This is a genomic window from Bacillus sp. J33 (assembly GCF_000518885.1).
In the GTDB taxonomy this organism is placed as follows: domain Bacteria; phylum Bacillota; class Bacilli; order Bacillales; family Cytobacillaceae; genus Cytobacillus.
Window position 1 is genome coordinate 1 of record NZ_JAEL01000029.1, and the last position, 20,993, is coordinate 20,993.

Annotated in this window: 18 protein-coding genes; 12 read left to right on the top strand and 6 right to left on the bottom strand. The window is 40.2% G+C overall.

The features are described 5' to 3' along the window. The first annotated feature begins 564 nt into the window (after positions 1–564). On the top strand, positions 565–1,191 hold the full coding sequence (locus L634_RS0110600) for a DedA family protein (RefSeq protein ID WP_026582430.1): 627 nt from the start codon (positions 565–567) through the stop codon (positions 1,189–1,191). 534 nt (positions 1,192–1,725) lie between these two features. On the opposite strand, the gene L634_RS0110605 is transcribed toward L634_RS0110600, so the two are convergent. From L634_RS0110605 to L634_RS0110615, 3 genes are read right to left on the bottom strand one after another with little or no spacing between them, the layout of a single operon-like run. Then, entirely contained in the window at positions 1,726–2,670 is a 945-nt protein-coding gene (locus L634_RS0110605) for a metal ABC transporter solute-binding protein, Zn/Mn family (protein ID WP_026582431.1), read from the bottom strand. A gap of 27 nt (positions 2,671–2,697) precedes the next feature. Then, positions 2,698–3,555: a metal ABC transporter permease gene (locus tag L634_RS0110610; protein ID WP_026582432.1), complete on the bottom strand. Its 858-nt coding sequence runs from the start codon at positions 3,553–3,555 to the stop codon at positions 2,698–2,700. After that, the gene (locus L634_RS0110615) at positions 3,555–4,301 is read right to left on the bottom strand and encodes a metal ABC transporter ATP-binding protein (RefSeq protein WP_026582433.1); all 747 of its coding nucleotides are present in this window, start codon (positions 4,299–4,301) and stop codon (positions 3,555–3,557) included. Before L634_RS0110615 ends, L634_RS0110610 begins: the two co-directional genes overlap by 1 nt. A gap of 724 nt (positions 4,302–5,025) precedes the next feature. Here L634_RS0110615 and L634_RS33825 point away from each other — a divergent pair. From L634_RS33825 to L634_RS0110635, 4 genes are all read left to right on the top strand, one after another. Beyond that, a complete protein-coding gene (locus L634_RS33825; protein ID WP_034262489.1) occupies positions 5,026–5,598 on the top strand; it encodes a glycerol-3-phosphate acyltransferase in 573 nt (190 codons plus the stop codon). Positions 5,599–5,614: 16 nt separating this feature from the next. Next, on the top strand, positions 5,615–7,228 hold the full coding sequence (locus tag L634_RS0110625) for an aminotransferase class V-fold PLP-dependent enzyme (RefSeq protein ID WP_026582475.1): 1,614 nt from the start codon (positions 5,615–5,617) through the stop codon (positions 7,226–7,228). Then, complete coding sequence (locus tag L634_RS0110630; protein WP_026582434.1) at positions 7,215–9,044, top strand: LTA synthase family protein; 1,830 nt, start codon at positions 7,215–7,217, stop codon at positions 9,042–9,044. The genes L634_RS0110625 and L634_RS0110630 overlap by 14 nt, the downstream gene beginning before the upstream one ends. 710 nt (positions 9,045–9,754) lie before the next feature. Next, positions 9,755–10,870 carry a DUF5667 domain-containing protein gene (locus L634_RS0110635; protein WP_026582435.1) on the top strand — a complete coding sequence of 372 codons (1,116 nt, stop codon included), beginning with the start codon at positions 9,755–9,757 and terminating at the stop codon, positions 10,868–10,870. A 118-nt stretch (positions 10,871–10,988) separates the two neighbouring features. Here L634_RS0110635 and L634_RS0110640 read toward each other — a convergent pair whose 3' ends face one another. After that, entirely contained in the window at positions 10,989–11,462 is a 474-nt protein-coding gene (locus L634_RS0110640; protein WP_026582436.1) for a DinB family protein, read from the bottom strand. A gap of 306 nt (positions 11,463–11,768) precedes the next feature. On the opposite strand from L634_RS0110640, the gene L634_RS0110645 reads away from it, so the two are divergent. Next, positions 11,769–12,386 carry a hypothetical protein gene (locus L634_RS0110645; RefSeq protein WP_026582437.1) on the top strand — a complete coding sequence of 206 codons (618 nt, stop codon included), beginning with the start codon at positions 11,769–11,771 and terminating at the stop codon, positions 12,384–12,386. On the opposite strand, the gene L634_RS0110650 is transcribed toward L634_RS0110645, so the two are convergent. Beyond that, the gene (locus L634_RS0110650; protein WP_026582438.1) at positions 12,383–13,294 is read right to left on the bottom strand and encodes an AraC family transcriptional regulator; all 912 of its coding nucleotides are present in this window, start codon (positions 13,292–13,294) and stop codon (positions 12,383–12,385) included. The two genes, L634_RS0110645 and L634_RS0110650, sit on opposite strands and share 4 nt — an antisense overlap. Positions 13,295–13,399: 105 nt before the next feature. Between L634_RS0110650 and L634_RS0110655 the strand changes: the two genes are divergently transcribed. The 6 genes from L634_RS0110655 (at position 13,400) to L634_RS0110680 (ending at position 20,019) form a co-directional block, all read left to right on the top strand. Further along, a complete protein-coding gene (locus L634_RS0110655; protein ID WP_026582439.1) occupies positions 13,400–14,353 on the top strand; it encodes a DMT family transporter in 954 nt (317 codons plus the stop codon). 161 nt (positions 14,354–14,514) lie between these two features. Continuing rightward, positions 14,515–15,516 carry an LLM class flavin-dependent oxidoreductase gene (locus L634_RS0110660; RefSeq protein ID WP_026582440.1) on the top strand — a complete coding sequence of 334 codons (1,002 nt, stop codon included), beginning with the start codon at positions 14,515–14,517 and terminating at the stop codon, positions 15,514–15,516. 523 nt (positions 15,517–16,039) lie between these two features. After that, a complete protein-coding gene (locus L634_RS34640) occupies positions 16,040–16,168 on the top strand; it encodes a hypothetical protein (protein ID WP_269521542.1) in 129 nt (42 codons plus the stop codon). 1 nt (position 16,169) lies between these two features. Beyond that, entirely contained in the window at positions 16,170–17,726 is a 1,557-nt protein-coding gene (locus L634_RS0110670; protein WP_026582441.1) for a spore germination protein, read from the top strand. Between the two features lie 26 nt (positions 17,727–17,752). Continuing rightward, a complete protein-coding gene (locus L634_RS0110675; protein ID WP_026582442.1) occupies positions 17,753–18,844 on the top strand; it encodes a spore germination protein in 1,092 nt (363 codons plus the stop codon). Continuing rightward, positions 18,841–20,019 (top strand): Ger(x)C family spore germination protein, encoded by a 1,179-nt coding sequence (locus L634_RS0110680; RefSeq protein WP_026582443.1) that lies wholly within the window; start codon positions 18,841–18,843, stop codon positions 20,017–20,019. The genes L634_RS0110675 and L634_RS0110680 overlap by 4 nt, the downstream gene beginning before the upstream one ends. 564 nt (positions 20,020–20,583) lie before the next feature. On the opposite strand, the gene L634_RS0110685 is transcribed toward L634_RS0110680, so the two are convergent. Beyond that, positions 20,584–20,802: a hypothetical protein gene (locus L634_RS0110685; protein ID WP_026582444.1), complete on the bottom strand. Its 219-nt coding sequence runs from the start codon at positions 20,800–20,802 to the stop codon at positions 20,584–20,586. Positions 20,803–20,993 lie beyond the last annotated feature (191 nt).

The following is a 20,993-nucleotide window of genomic DNA, read 5'->3' on the forward strand; positions in this document are numbered from 1 at the left end:
GTGTCAGCGGGAGACCCCGCAGGTGCGAATGCACCGAGGAGCGTCGGACCGCCCGCGGAAAGCGAGTGCCTCGTGCTGAAATCAACAGGCAAATTTAACAGAGCCTTATATTTAAAAATGCACTTATTCAAAAATTGGAATTCTTGAGTTAAAGAGTTTCGAAGTCAATATACACTCGTCATCTCTAGGTAATATATCGACAGTCTTGCTGTTTATTCCAGACTGCCAGCCTAAGAAATAGCTGCTTACTTTTAATACGAAATAAGGTAATTATAGTTGAGGACTAATAATCAGAAACGGGCGCTTTTCCGTAGCAGGAAAACGCCATTATTTATAAATGGGGCCAGATTGTTTATACGACAAAATAAGTAATTGCTTATCTTGATGGTTAAGGTGTCAGGCACTACATAAGGACATTTGTCCTTCTGTGATGTCTGACACATTTTTTTGTATAAAGTCTAATAATTAACGAAAAATAAGGATATAAGATTCAATATAAACATGGATCATCCGTCTATCCTCTATCAAACAATTGAACAAGGCAGGCAGAAATGAGGGGAGTTTTTGGAAATCGTTGAACGTTTGTTTGCTCAATATGGATATTTAGTGTTGCTGATCGGTCTGCCCATGGATTTAATTGCTCTTCCGATACCTCCTGGAAACTCGACACTTGCATACACCGGATATTTATCCTACAAAAATGTTCTCGATCTTCTGCCAGCTCTAGCTGCGGCGTATTCTGGATCGGTGCTGGGTATAACGGCTACGTATTGGATCGGAAACAAGTTGGGGATGCCACTACTCGAAAAATACGGTAAATGGCTGTTTTTAAAGCCAAAATATTTGAAGAAAACAAAAATAGCTTATGAGAAATACGGGAACAAAATGCTTCTTTTTGGTTTCTTCTTGCCCGGTGTCAGACAGTTTAACAGCTACTTTGCGGGCATCATTCATGTTCCATATCGGACATTTGCATTATATGCCTATACAGGGTCAGCCTTATGGGTATCCATATTTATCGGGATCGGTTATGTATTCGGTAATCAATGGCAGCTTGTTTTTACTTGGATAGAACATTTTTTGAAGTTCATTTTAATCATCTTGTGTTGTATGATCGCTATTTTTCTCCTTTTGAAATGGCGCAGTCGGTTAAGAAAACGGCCAGGCATTCACGAAGGGGAATTGGAGTAAACGAATCCCCGCCATACTTAACCTTTTTCGGCCCATCGAAGCTGCTTTTTTGCTCATTCGCCCGAGTTCTTAAAATGCCATGAACGTTGATAAACCAACGATGTATAATTCATTCAGAAATAATAATAAATGAAAAGTAACCAAAACCAGTATAATAAAGGGTCTGGCTATTTGGCGCACTTCCTAAAATTGAGGTTTGTATATCGTATACACGAATCGAATCAAATATTAAACAATTTTAATTCAAATAGTATGCAGCTTCTTATTTGAATCAAAATAAAGCCGTTTTCCCAGAAACTTTGGAAAACGGCCGGAAAGCTAAGCGGAAGGGAACTAATTGGAATGAATAGTGCCCATCACAGCCGGAAAGCAAAGCCGACGGGAACTAATCAAAGTGAATAATGCCCGTCACATCGAGAAAGCGAAGCGGAAGGGAACTAATCACAAAAAATTGTACTCTCCACAGATGAAAAATGTGTTGTTTTATCATAGACACCTTCCTGCCTGGAAGAGGTGTCTACAGCAGAATTAATCCTATTTAGACAAGCCCTCTTTAATCGTTTTAATATTCCATTTCATCATGGAGATATAGGTATCGCCATCTTCACCAGCTTTTGCCAGGGAGTCGGTAAACACCTTTCCCATTATTGGAACCTTGGTTTCTGAGGATACTGCTTCCATACTCCTCGGGTCAATGCTCGTTTCCAGGAATAAGCCGGTAATTCCTTTTTCATTGATAATATCTACTATTCTTGTAATTTGTTCAGGTGTTCCCTGATTTTCCTGATTAATCTCCCAAATATATTCTGCCTGGAATCCGTAGGCTTCACTGAAATATTTAAATGCGCCTTCACTTGTTACAAGCACTCGTTTTTCTTCTGGAATCTCATTAAACTCTGCCAATGCTTTGTCATGTAATTCTTGCAGCTTGGCGATATATTCTTTTGCATTTTTTTCGTAAATTTCTTTATTGGCAGGATCGACTTTTATTAGGCCATCCCTGGCATTTTCTGCGTATTTGATTCCATTTCGAATATCTAGCCACGCATGCGGATCTTCCTCGCCTTCATTTCCTTCGGTTGTTAAATGCATGGCTTTAACCCCTTTGCTCATAAGGAATACAGGCGCATCTTTCCCATCTTTTCCGGCAGTTTCCATGAGGTTATCGAACCATGAATTTCCGGCCTCCAGGTTCAGGCCGTTATAAAACACTGCATCTGCATCTGTCGTTTTTTGTACATCTGCAGGAAGCGGGTCATATTCATGGGGATTTGAGCCGATTGGAGCCAAACTATGAATCTCAACTAATTCGCCGCCAACATTCTTTACGATGTCATACACAATGGAGTAGGTTGTCACCACTTGCACTTTTTCCTTTTCAGTTGATGAATTGCCGCTGCTCTTTTCGCTGCTGCAGGCTGCCAATAACAAAATGGACAGCATGGAAGCTGCTATAACAAGAAACCTATTTTTAAACATTATATGAAACCTCCCAGTACTCTTTTTTTAAACCAAAGAAGCTCTTTTCTTTTTTACTTTTAATATCTTCCATATCAATCCATGTTTTGGCGAGAATAAGAAAACGAGAACAAAGATAGCGGTTGCGGCCATGACAATCGTTGCTCCAGAAGCTAAATTGTACGTGAAGCTAAAGTAAAGCCCGACGACGGACGAAACCACCCCGATGCCTGCTGCAAGAAAAATCATCACCCAAAGCCTTTCTGTCAGCAGGCAGGCTGCCGCTGCAGGTGTAATTAACATGGCAACCACCAGGATAATGCCAACTGTCTGCAGGGAGGCGACAGTTACCATCGTCAAAAGTGTCATAAGAAAATAGTGAATGACGCGAACGGGCAAGCCATAAGCAGCACCCATTGTTTCATCAAATGAAGTGACCAATAATTCCTTGTAAAAAAGATAAACCGCCCCTAGCACAATAATGCCGATTCCAAGTGTGATCCACATATCGGAGGATCTAACCGCAAGAACATTTCCAAATAAAATATGGTATAAATCTGTACTGCTTTTTAGCATGGTAATGATAATAATTCCTGAGGCAAAAGCTGCTGTAAACATAATTCCGATGGATGTATCGTGTTTTATTCGGCTATTTTGGCTGACAAACCCAATCGCAATGGCTGTTATAACTCCGCTGAACACAGCTCCGAAAAAGAAGTTGATGCCAAGCATATATGAAATGGCAACACCAGGCAGCACTGCATGAGAGATTGCATCTCCCATCAAAGCCATCCCTCTGAGGATGATGAAGCAGCCGATCACACCGCAGATAATTCCTACCATCGTTGAGGTTAGTAAGGCTTTTTGCAAAAATCCATACTGGAAAACAGCGTCAATAAAGGTCATTACACCGACACTCCCATCTCATTGATAAAAGCAAATTGACCTTTATAAGCTTTTTCAATTACATCAGGCTTAAATACTTCATCAACCGTTCCAAAACGGATTAATTCTTTATTCAGCAATATAAGCTGATGGAAATAATCATTCGCTTTGCTGAGGTCATGATGTACAACAATTACAGTTTTACCTTGCCGGCAAAGTTCCTTAAGGATCTTTACAATCGTTTCTTCACTGGATACATCCACACCAACAAACGGCTCATCCAGAAAAAACAGATCCGCTTTCTGGGCAAGAGCTCTTGCCAAAAAGACACGCTGCTGCTGACCCCCGGATAGTTCCCCGATTTGCCTTTTGCTGAAATCCTGCATCCCCACACGGTGAAGACATTCAAGCGCCCATTCCTTTTCTTTTTTCTTTGGGCGATGAAACAGCTTTAAATGAGGATAGGTACCAATCAGGACAGCATCCAGAACCGTAATGGGAAAATCCCAATCAATATCATTGCGCTGAGGAACATAGGCAATTCTTTTGCGGACTTCCTTAATTGGCTTCCCTAACACCTTCACCTCACCTTTATCCTTGGGGATTAAATTAATAATTGCTTTCAGGAAAGTGGATTTCCCGGCGCCATTTGGACCGATAATGCCAACCAGGTTGCCATTGCTGACGGATAAACTTACGCCTTTTACTGCCTCATTTCCATAGTAGGAAACATGTAAATCGTAGATGGAGATAGCGGGATCCTTCATTGTGATCTCTCCTTTTTGTCATCAACATTCAAGTTGTGTACATTCAATTAAGCGTCCTTTGGACAAGAATGATGGATAAATTAAAAAGTTTTGCCTTAATGCAAATTATATGCGATTGATAAACAATGTCAACACAAAAATATTACTTTTTATAATTAACTGAATTTTTAAATGGGTCTAAATCATGGAGGGACGTAGACGGGGCTTCGTTTAGTAATGAAGCTCGAAGGCAGGGAATAAATTTAAAAGAACCATTTTCTCAGATTAATGGTAAAATTAGGGGGAGCAGGCAATTTAGCGGACAAATTAAAATGAAATATATTTAATCCTAGAAATAAAGATAATCCAGCCAATAACTGATATTACGCTTTCTGATCTTGTAATTTAGCAGCTTTCATTTTATGTTCTTATTTTGTTTAATGGCCGATTTAACGTGCTTGATTAGAACATTTATCTGCCGAATTCGTTAGTTATCGGCCAAATTGGAACATTTATCGGCCAATATAGGCAGTTTATCGGCCAAACTAAAGCATTTAACGGCCAAACCAGAGCATCTATCAGCCAAACAGTTAAATGGCCGGTTTTTAGCTGATCAGTAATCAAAAATTACATTTACAGCCCAAGCTCCATTTTTACAATCAATTTTAAGTAAATTTGTAAATATATGAAACTTTTTACCCTTTTTGTTCGTTTAATTAATAGCAGACGGGTTAGGTGTTTATAGATGAATGAAATGTTGATTGCCCTCTTGGTTATGATTGTTTCTTACGCAATGGGGAGCATAGCAGGAGCTTATTATGTGGTGAAATACTTCTTGAAAGAAGATATTCGGTATATAGGAAGCGGGAATGTCGGGGCTACCAATGCTGGGAGAGCTTTAGGGAAGAAAGGGTTTTTGCTGGCTTTGGCAATCGATGCGTGCAAAGTGTGGCTAGCTTTATATTTTACTAGTCTTTTGACCAACGGAAGTGATGGTTTTCTAATCCTCAGTTCCTTGTTTTTGGTTTTAGGCCATCTCTTTCCGGTTCAGCTTCGTTTCCATGGGGGAAAAGGAGTGGTTGTTTACTTAGCTGCTGCTTTATTTTTGGAGCCTATTACGATAGCCATTATGGGCATCACCATGGGAATGGGATATGCAGTTCTCAGGAAATATACGGTATCAGGCTTTATTTCAATGGCAACGATTCCATTGACAGCCTGGTTGACTGGGGATTCATTCATGATCCCAGCCGGTCTTTTGCTGCTGCTTTTAATTGTTCTTTTTTCTCATACTAAATTTTTCTCACATCATGCCTAAACATAGGAGGTTAACCGTGAAGAGCATTATCTATAAAATTGCAAGTGAACAGAATGAATTTGAACAAATCCACAAGCTGAACTATCAGACGTTCGTTGAAGAAATTCCTCAGCATAAAGAAAATTCAAATCAAGCATTAATCGATAAATTTCATGATGAAAATACATATGTCATTGCCAAGTCCGGGGAGGAAGTTGTAGGAATGATTGCCATCCGGGCAAAACGGCCTTTCTCGCTTGACTTCAAGCTGGAAAATCTGGAAGAATATTTGCCAATTAAAGGCCAGCCGTGTGAAGTTCGATTGCTATCAGTCAAAAAAGAATACCGGAGCACGCGTGTTTTTTATCAGTTATGTGAGAAGCTTGTAGCCTATTGCCTGGAAAAAAATTATACGATGGCGCTGATTTCCGGTACAGTCAGGCAGCTCAAATTGTATAAGCGAATGGGCTTTTTGCCTTTTGGCCCCCTTACAGGCGAGAAAGGAGCCGAGTTTCAGCCCATGTATTTGACAAAAGAGAATTTCGAACGTTCTGCAAAAGCCTTTCAAAGGTTAATGGCCAAGAAGTCAAGGCCTGCCAAATACCATTCCTTTTTGCCTGGCCCTGTACCAGTCCATGACAAAGTGAAACAGGCTTTTGCAGAAGACGCCATTTCCCATCGCAGCAGCGATTTTATAAATGGGTTGAAGCGTCTTCGCACCCGATTATGTGAGATGACAGGAGCCGCATTCGCTGAAGTAATTGTGGGGACCGGAACCCTTTCCAATGATCTTGTGGCTGCACAGCTAAAATATCTGCCAGGAGATGGCCTCATCCTTGCAAATGGTGAATTTGGGTGCCGGCTGATCGATCATGCCAGCAGGTTTGAATTGTCTTTTCAGACAATCGAAAAAGAGTGGAATGAACCGATTTTTTTGCATGAGATCGAGAATAGGATCACAGATAATCCATCCATAAAATGGATTTGGACCGTCCACTGTGAAACATCTACAGGCTATGTATATGACATAAATGGCATCCAGGCGCTATGTGCTAAACATGGAATCGAACTTTGTCTAGATGCATGCAGCTCTGCAGGTATCATCCCTTTGGAGCTTAGAAACATTTATTTTGCATCTGCGGTAAGCGGGAAGGGGCTTGGTTCCTATCCGGGACTGGCTATTGTGTTTCATCGTGAGAAAATAAAAAGCAATGCCGCAATACCAAGATACTTGGATTTGAAGATGTATCAAGACCTTGAAAGCATTCCATACACACACTCGTCCAATCTGGTTTCCGCGCTCAATGAAAGTATGAAGCTAGTTGATTATGAAAAAATACAGCAGCTATCTAATAAAGCAAGAAAAAAGCTGAAGGAGAGCGGCTTTGATCTTCTTGGTGATGAATCCTATTCGCCTGGCATCATAACCATCCGTATGCCAATGAATCTTTCAAGCAGGGACTTTGGAGATCTTTGCAAAAAGAAAGGCATCCTAATAAGCTATGAAAGCGGGTACCTGCTTGAGCGCAATTGGGTTCAGGTTGCGCTCATGGGTGCACAAAATGAAGAAGATGTAATGAGAGCTTTGCATGTAATGAACGGCATTTTAACAGCATATGAGGAAAAGCGTTATGGCTATGAAGTGGTTTAAAAAGCTTTCACCCGTTTGGCTTGCGGTTTTTCTGATGTGGGTTAAGACGGTTATTGTATCTTTTATCGGCTTTAATTTAAATGCGGTTCATTGGCTGGATATCCTGATTATGACCTTCAGTCCTGCAGGGATGATCATGATTATTCTTGGCAGCAGCTTTTATTTCAGAAAAAAAGTAAAGCCGGGTGCCATATTGGCAACGATGTTTATTTTGACAGGCATCCTTTTCGGGGATCTCTTATACTATCGGTTTTATACTGATTTTGTAACGGTGCCGATTCTGTTTCAGTTTAAGAATGTTGGGGGAATTGGTCCAAGTACGCTTGAGCTTATTAGTCCCTGGGATATCCTTTTATTTGCAGATCTGCTCTTTTTCCTTCTCTATTACATGAAGAAGAAGGAAAAAACGATCGTTATTACAAGGGGAATGAAGAGTCTGTATGTGGGGGCCGGTGTTTTTTTAGTGCTAGTGACTGCTGTGCTGGGAATGATGAAGGTCCCTCATCTATTTTCGGAGTCTTATAATCGCCAGCAGCTGGTTAAAAATATAGGATTATATCAATATCATTTATTTGATATAGTTATTGCGGCTTCCCAGCCATTAAATCGGGCTTTCGCTACTGCTTCGGACGCTAAAGCTTCAGCCGAATATGTAGGGGCGATTGAGGAAGAGCCTACTGACTACTTTGGCGCTGCAAAGGGAATGAACCTCGTCTTAATCAGTATGGAATCCACGCAAAATTTCGTAATTAACCAGACCGTCAATGGCGAAGAAATTACCCCGTTTCTTAATTCGCTCATTAAAGAAAGCTTTTATTTCAGCAGCATTTATGATCAAACTGCCCAGGGCAAAACATCCGATTCGGAATTTATGATTGATACAGGGCTCTATCCTTTATCAAGCGGATCTGCTTTTGTCAGAAAAACGGATAATGCCTACAAAAGCCTGCCGCATATTTTAGACAGTCAAAAGTATTATTCAGCTGTTTTCCATGGCAATGATGCTTCCTTTTGGAATCGTGAGGATATGTACGATTCCCTTGGCTATGACCGGTATTTTTCCAAAGCTGATTATACAGTTACCGATGAAAACTCCGTAAATTATGGGATCAAGGATATACCATTTTTTATGCAGTCGATTCCGCATTTGGAAAAATTGCAGCAGCCTTTTTATGCAAGGTTTATCACCTTGACCAATCACTTTCCATTCCTGCTGGAGGAAAAAGATCAGTTCATTTCTGAAGCGAATACAAGTGAAATGGTGGTCAATCGATATGTGACAACCGTAAGATACCAGGATGAAGCGATCAAATCCTTTTTTCACGGATTAAAAGAAAAAGGACTCTACGAAAATACGATGTTTGTATTATATGGAGACCATTACGGTATTTCAGATAAATACGAACATGGCGTACTGGAACTCCTGCAGCAGGAAGACACTTTGGTTAATCGCATGAAGCTGCAGAGTGTGCCATTCATTATTCATATACCGGGTGTGGAAGGCAGAACCTTCACCAGCATTGGCGGTGAAATTGATATAAGGGCTACCATACTGCACCTCCTTGGGATTAACCCGGGGGAAAGCTTTAGCTTTGGCCATAACCTGTTCACCCGCGACCCCAATCATCCTGTTATTTTCAGGGATGGCAGTTTCATTGCGAACAACTATATCTATAAGGCTGGAAGGTGTTTTAAAAATGATACGGAGAAAGAAACGGATATCAGCAGATGTCAGCCTTTAATGGAGATTGCCCGTAAAGAGCTGGGGTTATCAGATGATATTGTGAATGGGGATTTGTTGAGGTTTTTGGAATAGAAGGATTTTGAAGAAGGGAGTCCCGCCGGCTCCCTCTCTTAATACCAAAAAATCCTTGAAAAGTTATAGTTCATACATTGAGTAAGTTCAGTTCTTAGATATTGTTAGACATGTGATAAAATCGATCGTCTAATATAAATTGCTTGTAGATAGTTATTTATTTCCAGAAAATGAAACCTAAGTTAATTAAGAACCTATAATTTATAAAATAGTGAATGAGAAAGGGTATGTTACTAGTTGGATAAAAAAGACTTAACTTTTCACCTTATCGGAGCATTAGTTTGTTTTATATTGTTTGTTATAGGTATGTTATTTTCTGGCCAATTCTCTCTCTTGATTTTAATAGGGATATTTGGTTTGTCAGGTTTTTCTGTTCTAATATTAAGGATATTTATAAATATTAAGGCGGGAACAAACAATAATAATTGAATTTTAATTGTTGAATTTAAAGTTATAGGTTATGAAAAAATGCTGCTTAAGTCTAAAATCAGCATTAGCCCTAAATAGCTAAAATAAGAGAGAATTGTAATGGCTCCAGCTGTGTGCTGAGCCATTTTTCTATAGTTAGCAGACTACCGCATCAATAGTAAATCCATTCCATTATTTTGATTGAAAACTAACTTTTTCCTTAAATAATGAAAAACTACCCACACATCGAGGAGGAATTTGTCGAAGTATTGTAATGAATCTATATAGGGGGTTATATACATATGAACAACAAAAAACTGACACATTTATTAGTAACCAGTGTTTTATCCTCGGCTCTTATTCTTTCTGCCGGAACAGGTTCCGCATTCGCCAATGGTGAAGAAACGGTAGCGAATAATGCAGCAGAGGAAGAAATCTCTGTAACAGAGCAAACGGAAATGGATAGTACAGAAGAGAACATGGAAACAGTTCCTTCTGAAGGAACGGAAGAAGGCACAGAGGAAAGCAGTGAAGAAAATTTCGATACTGTTGATTTGGCAGAAGTTTCTCTAATTCCGGGAGATTTTTTCTATTTCGTTAAGACTATTACTGAAAAAATTCACCTTGCCATTACTTTTGATGATTACAAAGAAGCTGAGCTATTGGCTGAGTTTGCTTCTGAACGAATTGCAGAAGCAAATGCTCTTATTGCAGAAGGAAAAATGGCAGACGCTGAGGAACTTCTCCAGGTAGCGATCTCTCTTCAGGAACTTGCAGGAGAGAAGCTGCCAGAGTCTGAAACAGATTCTGATGAAAATACAGAAGCAGCTGAAGAACCTGAAGGAGCAACAGAAGAAACGGAAGCCGCTCCTGCCGAAAATGGTGCAGAAAGTAAGCTTGCTCACAATATTGATTCTGTATTGGCGGTTTTAGAAAAAGTAGAAAATCCTCAAGCTCAGCAAGCCATTTTAAAAAATATCCAGAAGTCATTTGAAAAAATGGAAAAGAAATTTATGAAGCTTGAAGAAGCAGATGCCAAATTTGCAGAAAAATTGGCAGAAATCGAAGCGAAACTGGCAAGCGGTCAAATTTCAACAGAAGAAGCTGACCGTGAAAAGGCTAAGCTTGAAGAAGAGTTAGAGAAAAAAGCAGCTAAGATTGAAGAAGAAGAAGAAAGAGATGTTGAGGAGATTAACAATGAGGTAGCAAAAGCAGCTGCAGAAGCTGCCAATGAGGAAAAGAGAGCAGAACAAGAATCAGTAAAGAAGACTGAAGAACAGCAGCGCGAAGCAGCTAAGAAAGCTGAAGAACAGCAGCGCGAAGCAGCTAAGAAAGCTGAAGAGCAGCAGCGCGAAGCAGCCAAGAAAGCTGAAGAACAGCAGCGTGAAGCAGCCAAGAAAGCTGAAGGCAAAGAATAAAGCGATGGAAAAAGGGTGCTCCCAATAATTTGAGCACCCTTTATTGATTAATGTCTCCATTTTTAATATTTTAACTGTGGATTTCTTTTTTACCCTATTATCCGGGAGTTTACCTGTTTTAATGAGAGGAAATGGACCGATAAATTTGCTTAATGGCTTCAATATGCATAGCTTCATGGTAAAAGCTGAATAAAAATGCTTCTCCTGCAGTATAAAACGTAATGCCGCCGCGGTTTGTGTAAGGTTTCGGCAGCTTTTCATCAAGCCTGCCGGGAAGAAAATCTTTTATTCTGGATTTTTGTTCTGCTAAGACAGCCGCAATTTCTGTAAATGAAGGTGGCGTTACTGCCCAATCGGACGGCTTTGTTCCAGCGCCAAAGAGATTTTCATAGCTCTTCGGAACCTTCATCTCTTCTCCTAAAATTCCAAAGACAATCTTATCCTGAACAAACGCAATGTGCCCAAAATTCCAGCGGATATTATTATTAAAGCCTTCAGGAATGATATCAGAAATTTCTTCAGGAATTCTCTCAATTGATTTTTCAGTTATTCCTCGTACTGTTTCCATATGATTAAAAATAGTCTGTTCCAAAAAAAGCCCTCCCTATTATGTTTTCTGAATAAACATTTCGCGGTGTCTGCACCTTTTTCCTACAATTAAAAGACATTATTTTAGCTTAAATTCAGAACATAGTACTCCTAATCTGGCAATGGCTTTTTGAGAAATAAGGAACCTGATAGTGGCGGATACACCTAATAACCCTGGATTAACAGGTGTTTTTTATTCTGCATAAGACTCAAGTCTTATAAGCAAATACAGCGCAGGCTTCTTATTGAAGCTATATGGAATCTTTATGATGGAAGTATAATCTTATTTAATGAATAGGGAGATTTTTTTATGTCCAATCCAAAAATCTATATACTCCTTACGGATACAGGCACTATATTTACCCGGCTGATTAAGCTTTACACAAAAAAGCCTTATAATCATGCTTCGATCTCATTTGACCCGCAATTAAGAGAAGTATATAGTTTCGGCAGAAAAACAGCTGCAAATCCATTTATCGGCGGTTTTGTCAAAGAAAATATCCGCACAAACTTTTTTAAAAACGCAAGGTGTGCGTGTTTAAGCTATCCTGTCACCAATGAGCAGCTGCAATATCTTAAAGATTTCATAGAAAAAATGGAATCTGAAAAGGACTTATACAGCTATAATCTGCTGGGGCTGTTTGCCATTATTTTTAATAAGCCATTCACCAGGGACAACGCTTATTTTTGCTCGCAATTTGTAGCAGCTGTATTGCAGGAAAGCGGGATTGTTCATTTTACTAAACCGCTATCACTCGTAACACCGCACGAATTCATGGAAATGAAAAATTTCCAAGTCATCTATCAAGGGAATCTCGAAAACTATTATCAGGATATAGACATCCAGACTAAAGGATTTAAATCATATAATTCAGCCCATTCTCCCCATGAAAAAAATAAGCTGGGTGAAACGCTGGCAATGTCCTAATTTCCTTTTAAGTCGAATGTCAATCTATTTTTCTGGTTTTCCTTTTTATACGCCAGAGGCGTTATATTCATTGTCTGCCGAAATTTATCGATAAAATAACTGGTACTATTAAACCCGACTTTAAAGGCAACTTCAGTGACATTGGCTTCCGGTTCCTGCAGCATGATGAGGCTTTTTTGGATTCGATAATGAACGAGGTAGCTTACCGGAGTGGTTTTTAAAATCCGTTTAAAGTACCGGCAGCATTCAGAATTGCTCAATTTGCCGGCTCTTGCAATATCATTCAGTGTGATTTTTTCAGCATAATGAAGGTGGATCCAATTCAGCATTTCCTTCATTCGCTTGTTTTTTTCCACTTCAGTCTGGTTGTACTCTAATTGGAATCCGTTCATGATCAACTGCTGCCATATGAATGTTAGCTGGCGGGATATGTCAACCTCATAAAAGGGGGATTTATGCGTTATCAATCCATGAATTTTTAACAGGCTGTCCAAAATGTTTTTTCCCCAATTGTCAAAGGCATTAAGCGATATGTAAGGACGGCTGGTTGCTTGAATGTATGGATATATATAGGTGGTAAACAGTTCTTGAGGAAGCATGAAATGGGGGGATACATTTAAACAGATATAAGTGCAGTCTCCGCTTACATCCTCTGCCAAATGCAGGCATCCGCTGTTGATAAAGATCCCGTTCCCTTCGCTAACCATCATTTTTTCTTCGTTAATCTGAAACATCGCCTCCCCTTTTATGACTAGGACCATTTGAATTTCCTCATGCCAATGAAGGGGGATTTTTCTGTTTATATTTTGAGAAATCCTGGTTTCGTAACAGGCAACAGGCATCACAACTGTACGGTGGTTCGTTAGCTCTTTTAGGTTTTGATTCACCTTGAAATCTATTATTTGCAACACAGACACCTCAATATAGTTATATTTTTTTATTAAATTTCGCTATTTTATAAAGATGTTTTCAATTATTATAACAATATTATTATATTTAAGGTGGAATGACACATGAGGGGAATTTCCAGAAAAACAGGATTAGTACTTGTTATGATGGGAGCAGCTTTTTGGGGTGTTGGCGGAACGGCTGCACAAAAGCTTTTTCAGCAATTTGGAATGAATGTTGACTGGCTTGTAACAGTACGATTGCTTATTGCTGGCATTTTACTTTTAGCTGTACAGTTTTTCCTAAAGGATCGATCACAGGTTTTTGGGGTATGGAAGAATAGGAGGGCGGCTCTTCAGCTGGTGATCTTTGGGCTCTTTGGCATGCTGGCGGTGCAATACACGTATATGGCATCGATTCATCACGGGAATGCTGCAGTCGCTACGCTTCTTCAGTATTTGGCGCCAGTCATGATCATTATATACTTGGTGTTACGAAAACAGTCTGTGTTCACACGGCAGGATTTTGTGACTGTTTTACTTGCGCTGGCGGGATCTTTTTTCCTTCTTACCAACGGTTATTTCTCACAGCTGTCGGTATCAGTACCTGCCTTTGTGTGGGGAGTTTTATCGGGTGCTGCCCTGGCCTTTTATACTTTATATGCGGTTCCTTTACTTAAGCAATACGACTCACTGGTGGTTGTTGGCTGGGCAATGGTGATCGGGGGATCTTCCTTAAGCTTTATCCATCCGCCATGGAAAATGAACTTTTCAAGTTTAACAGTTGAAGCTTATCTATATTTGATGTTTGTTATCGTGTTTGGAACTATGCTTGCTTTTTGGTTCTACATCGAAAGCTTGCAGAGCCTTTCACCTACGGAAACCAGCCTCTTAAGCAGTCTTGAACCATTGTCAGCCGTATTGACAACGGTCATTTGGCTGAAAGAACCGTTTGGCAGCATCCAATGGCTTGGTACAGCGTGTATTTTCGGCATGATTTTATTATTGGCTTTGAATAAGAAGAAGCCCCAAAAAAGCAATGATGCGGTTGAAAATGAAGAACCATTAAGAGTAAGTTAATTAAGCCAGTCTTCAAATGGGGGCTGGTTTTTTCATTTCGCTGACAAAAAGATAACCTGGCAAACTCGTTTACAGGAGTTTGTAAATACTAAGCATTATATTTTCTTTTATTTATTTCGGTTGTTAAAATAAAATCAATTCTTTACGAAGGGGATAATTAAATGACGAATATACAAATTCCTGTTTCGGTTTTAAACCTTGCCCCAATACGGGAAGGGAAGAACAGCAAGCAGGCGATCGAAGACCTTGTGGATCTTGCACAGGCAACGGAGGAAATGGGATACAAACGCTATTGGATCGCGGAGCATCATAATACACCGACTCTTGTCAGCTCTGCTACAGCGATTTTAATTAAACATACATTGGAGCATACGAAAACAATCCGGGTTGGTTCAGGCGGAATTATGCTGCCGAACCATGCGCCTTTGGTTGTTGCCGAGCAGTTTGGTACTATGGCGACCATTTATCAGGATCGGGTGGACCTTGGCCTAGGAAGGGCGCCTGGCACAGATATGATGACGGCAAGCGCTCTTCGCCGTTCAAAGAATGATTCGGTTTACACATTTCCGGAGGATGTCCAGCAGCTGCTCACATACTTTGGTCCATTAGAGGAGCAAAGCTATGTAAAAGCGCATCCTGGAGTAGATACCAATATTCCAATTTATATTCTTGGTTCTTCGACAGATTCTGCATACCTGGCTGCCGAGCTGGGTTTGCCATATGTTTTTGCCTCACACTTTGCACCAAGGTGGATGGAGGATGCGATCCGCATTTACCGTGCACGCTTCAAGCCTTCGAAGTATCTCGATAAGCCTTATATGATGGTTTGCCTAAATGTAATTGCAGCGGAAACAGACGAAGAAGCAGAATTTTTATCAACAACCATGAAGCAATTCTTCTTAAATGTTGTTAGAGGAACATCCATGAAGCTGAGCCCTCCGATAGAGGATTTGGATTCCATCTGGAACCCGATGGAGAAGGAAGCGGCGGAGGGCATGTCCAGTGTGACCTTTATGGGCAGCAAGGAAACAGTTAAAGGGCAGCTGAACCAGTTCCAGGACATGTACAATGTGGATGAAATTATGGCTGTATCATATATTTATGATGAAGAAAAGCAAAAGCGTTCCTATGAAATCTTTAAAGAAATTGTGGATGGAAAATGATACTGGAGAGTGGGGGAATATCCTCACTCTTTTTTCATTTCTCGGGAAAGCGCAGGATTAGACTTTTCTTGCGCGGGGCAGTCGGAAGCTGACTGTTTTTGGCGAAAGCATATACTGGAAAAAGAAAGTGCCTCAGAGAAATGTAAATGGCTGGATTAAGTGGATTTACAGCACATTATTCACGTTAAAGGTTTTTTTATGGACAGAGTACTTATCTATTGGGTTACAGATTCGGTTTTTGGTTTCAGAACACCATTTCCTCATTGTATCAATTAGAAATAGCAGCCAATCAATAATTTCCTCAATAAAAAAATTGCAGTATATCAAGCACATTCCTATCCAGCAAAAGCCATAAATTATCGGCCTTACCCTCCTCTATATAAGACCTATATAGCTGTAAAGAATAAAATTGCCATTCGAATGGATTTTTCAAGAAAACAGTGGAACCCTAAAAAGGGTGATAATCATGAACGGACATATTTTTTCTACGATCGATTCTATGTTAATTCCTGGAGTGCTTTAAATGTGGAAAAACATCATTTCTTACCTTCCTGATTGGACTGTATTTGTTCAGGGATTCATTGTGTTTTTGGTTCCATTTGGCATTTCAGAAATTGTTGCATGGATTCGTACGTCAAAGGATGATTCATAATATGCAAAGGCGAAAATCAAAAATGAAACCATTCAAGAGAGTCAATCCTGATGAAAAAGATCATTCAGCCTATCCTGCTGAGTTTACGGGTGATTTTGCCAAGGACTTGGAACATTTAAAACAGGAAATCGGACAGAATTCAGATATTCGATTCAGGGAGTTTAATATCGGGCACTCCAGTACTCGTGCAGCCATTATTTTTATTGATGGATTATGTGATAGGCAACTGATTGATAAACATATCATGAGGTCGCTAATGCATGATTTTTCTGAAGAAAGGATGTTGCTAGGGGACCATTCGGGCGAGAAAATATCATTAGAATATCTCAAAAATAATGTGCTTCCTATCAGTGAATTGATTGAAGCAAATACGATAAAAGAAACGGTTCAAGAAATCCTGATTGGCAATGCGATGCTTCTATTGGAAGGATCTGATGAAGTCCTAATTATTTTTACAGCGAAGGGCAAAACGAGAAGCATTGAAGAACCGGTTTCCGAACAGTCGGTAAGAGGGCCCCGTGCTGGTTTCAATGAAAGCATTAGCGATAATAGCGCTCTTTTAAGAAGGAATGGAAGGAATGAAAAATTAGTGTTTTCCAAGTTCCAGGTTGGAAAACGAACCAAAAAAGATCTTATTGTTGCTTATATTGAGGACATCGCCAATCCGGATATCGTAAATGAAGTCAAGTCCAGAGTTGAAAAAATAGACATAGACAATGTGCTGGAATCAGGGTATGTCGAACAGCTTATTGAAGATAATTTCCTGAGCCCGTTTCCGCAAGTGCAAAATACAGAACGACCAGACCGGGTAATGGCAGCCTTGATGGAAGGAAGGGTTGCCATCCTGTTGGACGGGACGCCATTTGCACTGATTGTCCCTGTTACATTCAGCATGCTGCTGCAGGCTTCGGAGGATTATTACGAACGCTGGATTCCGGGTACCCTGATCCGGCTTTTGCGTTTCCTCGCCACTTTTATCTCGTTATTTGGGCCTGCTTTATATATTGCCTTTGTTTCATTCCATCAGGGTCTGATTCCAACCAAGTTAGCCATGTCGATTATGGGAACTAGGGATGGTGTTCCGTTTCCATCTATAATCGAGGCACTGATTATGGAAGTAGCCATTGAAATTTTACGGGAAGCCGGACTCCGATTGCCGAAACCAATTGGGCCGGCAATCGGTATTGTTGGAGCTTTGATTATTGGGGAAGCTGCCGTACAGGCAGGGATTGTTAGTCCGATAATGGTTATAGTCGTTGCCGTTACAGCTATTTCTTCTTTTGCCATCCCACAATACAGTTTCGGGATTTCCTTGCGCTATTTGCGATTTGCTGCCATGTTTTCCGCTGCAGTATATGGCCTATATGGAGTGATTTTGTTTTTCCTCTTCTTATGCAGCCACTTAGTCAAACTGAAAAGTTTTGGGGTTTCGTACGTTAGCGGTGCTGTACCATATCGGTTAAGTGATTGGAAAGATTTTATTATTCGTATGTCTCTTAATACAATGAAACGCCGGCCAAGTATGCTGCACACGAAGGATCCGAATCGGAAAGGATAGTTTACCGTGAATGGAGGTCATCCAAAATGATAGCCAGTCCAAAGGATAAAATTTCAGCTCCCCAGGCGACTGTCATTCTTATCAATTATATGCTCGCTGCAGGTATTCTGACGCTGCCGAGAACTTCCGTTGAAAAAATAAACTCGCCAGATGTTTGGATTACCGTTATTTTGGGTGGAGTCATTGCCATGATAGCCGGAGTCATCATGGTAAAACTGAGTCAAAGATATAGCGGTAAAACCTTCTATCAATACAGTCATGAGATTATAGGGAAATGGATCGGAGGGGTTCTCGGTTTCATTGTTGTCATCTATTTTTTTACATTATCGGCTTATGAAGTAAGAGTTCTTGCAGAGGTAACCAGTCTTTTTTTGCTGGAAGGGACACCCCTTTGGGCCATCATAATGCCATTTATGTGGATAGGCCTTTACCTGATTGCTGGGGGGATAAATCCGATTGCCCGCTTGTTTGAATTGATTTTGCCGATAACAGTCGTTATATTCCTTCTTGTCATCAGCATGAGCTTTGGGATTTTTGAGATTGATAACCTCCGTCCGGTTTTAGGTTCAGGAATCATGCCAGTCCTAAAAGGGGTTAAGTCTACAGTTCTCGCTTATTTAGGGATTGAAATTATGCTCATTCTTGTAGCATTTATGAGTAAGCCAAACCAAGCTGTAAAAGTTGTCCTGGCCGGAACTGCAATTTCCATCGGTTTTTATTTGATAACGGTTGTGATGGTCATCGGGGCACTATCCGTAACTGGGGTGGTATCAAAAACCTGGCCATCGATCGATTTGATCAGGAGCTTTGAAATAACCGGGCTGATTTTTGAAAGATTTGAGTCTTTCTTGCTTACAATTTGGATTATGCAAATTTTTACCACATTTACGATATCCTACTATGCAGCTGCATTAGGAATGGCCCAGCTTTTTAAAAAGAAAATCACCCCCTTTATTTTTGGATTGCTGCCGGTCATTTATATCATTGGGATGAGCCCGCAAAATATCAATGATCTATTTAGGCTGGGAGACTTGGTTGGCTATGCAGCGCTGTTTTTATTTGGTGTGATGCCTCTGCCTATGCTTTTGATTTCCAAATGGAGAGGCGGGAAAGCATGAAGCGTTTTAAAACACTTTCACTTGCTGCACTTATGGCCCTTTCTGTTTTGGTTATGAATGGCTGCTGGAGCAGTAAAGAAATTGAAGAATTGGGTCTCATAATCGGAACAGCTCTTGATTTGGAAGAAGAGGGGGATTTCGGTGACCACGAGAAGGGTGATCAGGACCTCTTCAGGATAACCAATCAGCTTGTCACTGCTGAGACTACAGATTCCGGAACACAAGAAGGTACTTCACGACGGAGCCAGTCTTACAAAAATATTTCCGAAACAGGAGAAGCAATCCTTCCTGCTGTGCGCAAAATGACATTGAGAATTGATAAACGCGCATTTGGCGTACACTCTAAGGTGATTGTGATTGGAGAGGATCTGGCTAGAAATTATAATCCTGAGCAGGTGCTGGACTTTTTTCAGCGAGAACAGGAAATGAGGCCAAGTGCCCTAATTGTGGTGGCAAAAGAAAGTGCCAGAAAAACACTTGAGACCGATGAACCAACCGTTATCCCTGCAATTCAGATCGTTGAAATGATTCGGGACCAGGACAGAACGACTAAGATAATGGAACCAATGTCCATTACTAAATTAGAGGCCCAATTGAGCTCGGGAATCAGTTTCCTTTTGCAAAGTGTACTGCCGGAAAAAGGTGAAAGAAAGCTTTCGGGAGCCGCCTTAATTGATGGAAAAACGAAAATGCTGCGCGGTTTTTTCAATGATGAGGACATTACTGGGGTAAACTGGATAACCGGTAAAGGGAAAGGCGGTTTAGTGAGTACTTTCTATGAAGAAAACGGCCAGCCTGTCATATATGATATCCTGAAAATGGACAGCAAAATCAAGCCTAGAGTTGATGGCTCTCGCATCACTTTTGAAGTAAATATAAAATCTGAAGGGCGCATCGGGGAACATTGGGATGTTTCAGCGAACACCTTTGATAACAAGTTTCTGCAAAAGGCTGAAAAGGCGGCTGAAAAAGAAGTCGAGAAGCTGGTGAAAAACGTATTGGCAAAAGCCCAAGAGGAATACAAAATGGATGTGTTTGGATTTGGAAACAGGCTGAGAATCGAGCACCCTAAGGTTTGGAAAAAGGTGAAAGAAGATTGGGATCAAACATTCAGTGAGGTACCGGTTAATGTTACTGTAGAGCTTACTATTAAGGAGTTTGGGACGTCAGGATAAATCCTAAAAGGAATAACTATCAAAAAGCTTGAGGGAAGCTTTAAAGGAGAAGCCAATAAATAGGAGTACAAATCGCCTAACGATTTGTACTCCTATTTTTATTGATATCTAGGCATTTAAATTTTTTTTATAGAACAAATTAATATAGTAGTTCCCAATTTTACCCTTCATGAATTTATGTACACTTGCCAATTTGTTGGCTTCATTCATTTAATGAAGGACAGTGGGGCGGTTACGAGAAAAAGTCTTTTATTTATGTTACTAAGGTCAAAGCTTGAGTCTGGCATGGGAAAAATGTCCATCATCGAGGCGATGAAGGCCAAAATTTGGATCTGATCCAGGAAAAATGTCCATCATTGAGGTGATGAAGGCCAAAACTGGTGTCTGCTGAGTGGAAAATGTCCATCATCAAGGGAATGAAGGGTATGTAAATTTATGGAAGTCAACACTCATTAATTTGTATACCCTGCCTGTTTTGCGTTGGCATTACAGATTTATTCGAAAAGACCGTAAACTCTGGATATAAAGAATAAAAACCCGCAAAAAAATGCGGGTTTCTAGATTCTATCTTTTTTTCTTTTTCGGATCATCCACTACTGCTTTATTTTTATTAACGGTCTCCAAGGTTACATGCACATGGACTTTATTATCTTCGAGCGTTTGCACACTTGTTACTTTCCCTTTGCGTCCTTTAATTTTGACATCCTGGCCTTCGCTCGGTAGGTTTTTACGGAGCTGGTTCAACAAGATATTTTTGCCTTCTAGATAATACACGGTATACATGCTCTTCTCCCCTATTTCTAAAAGAATGTGATAAAGGTCAAGCGCCCTTTCCTATAAAATATAGAAAGGCGCTGTGAAATAGACCTATTTCTTATCCAAAAAGACAAATGGGAAGTGCTTTATTTATAAACCCTGTTTTCGTAAAGTTTGTTGCTTTTCAGGGCTAATTAAGGTTAACCAACTGAGTTGAT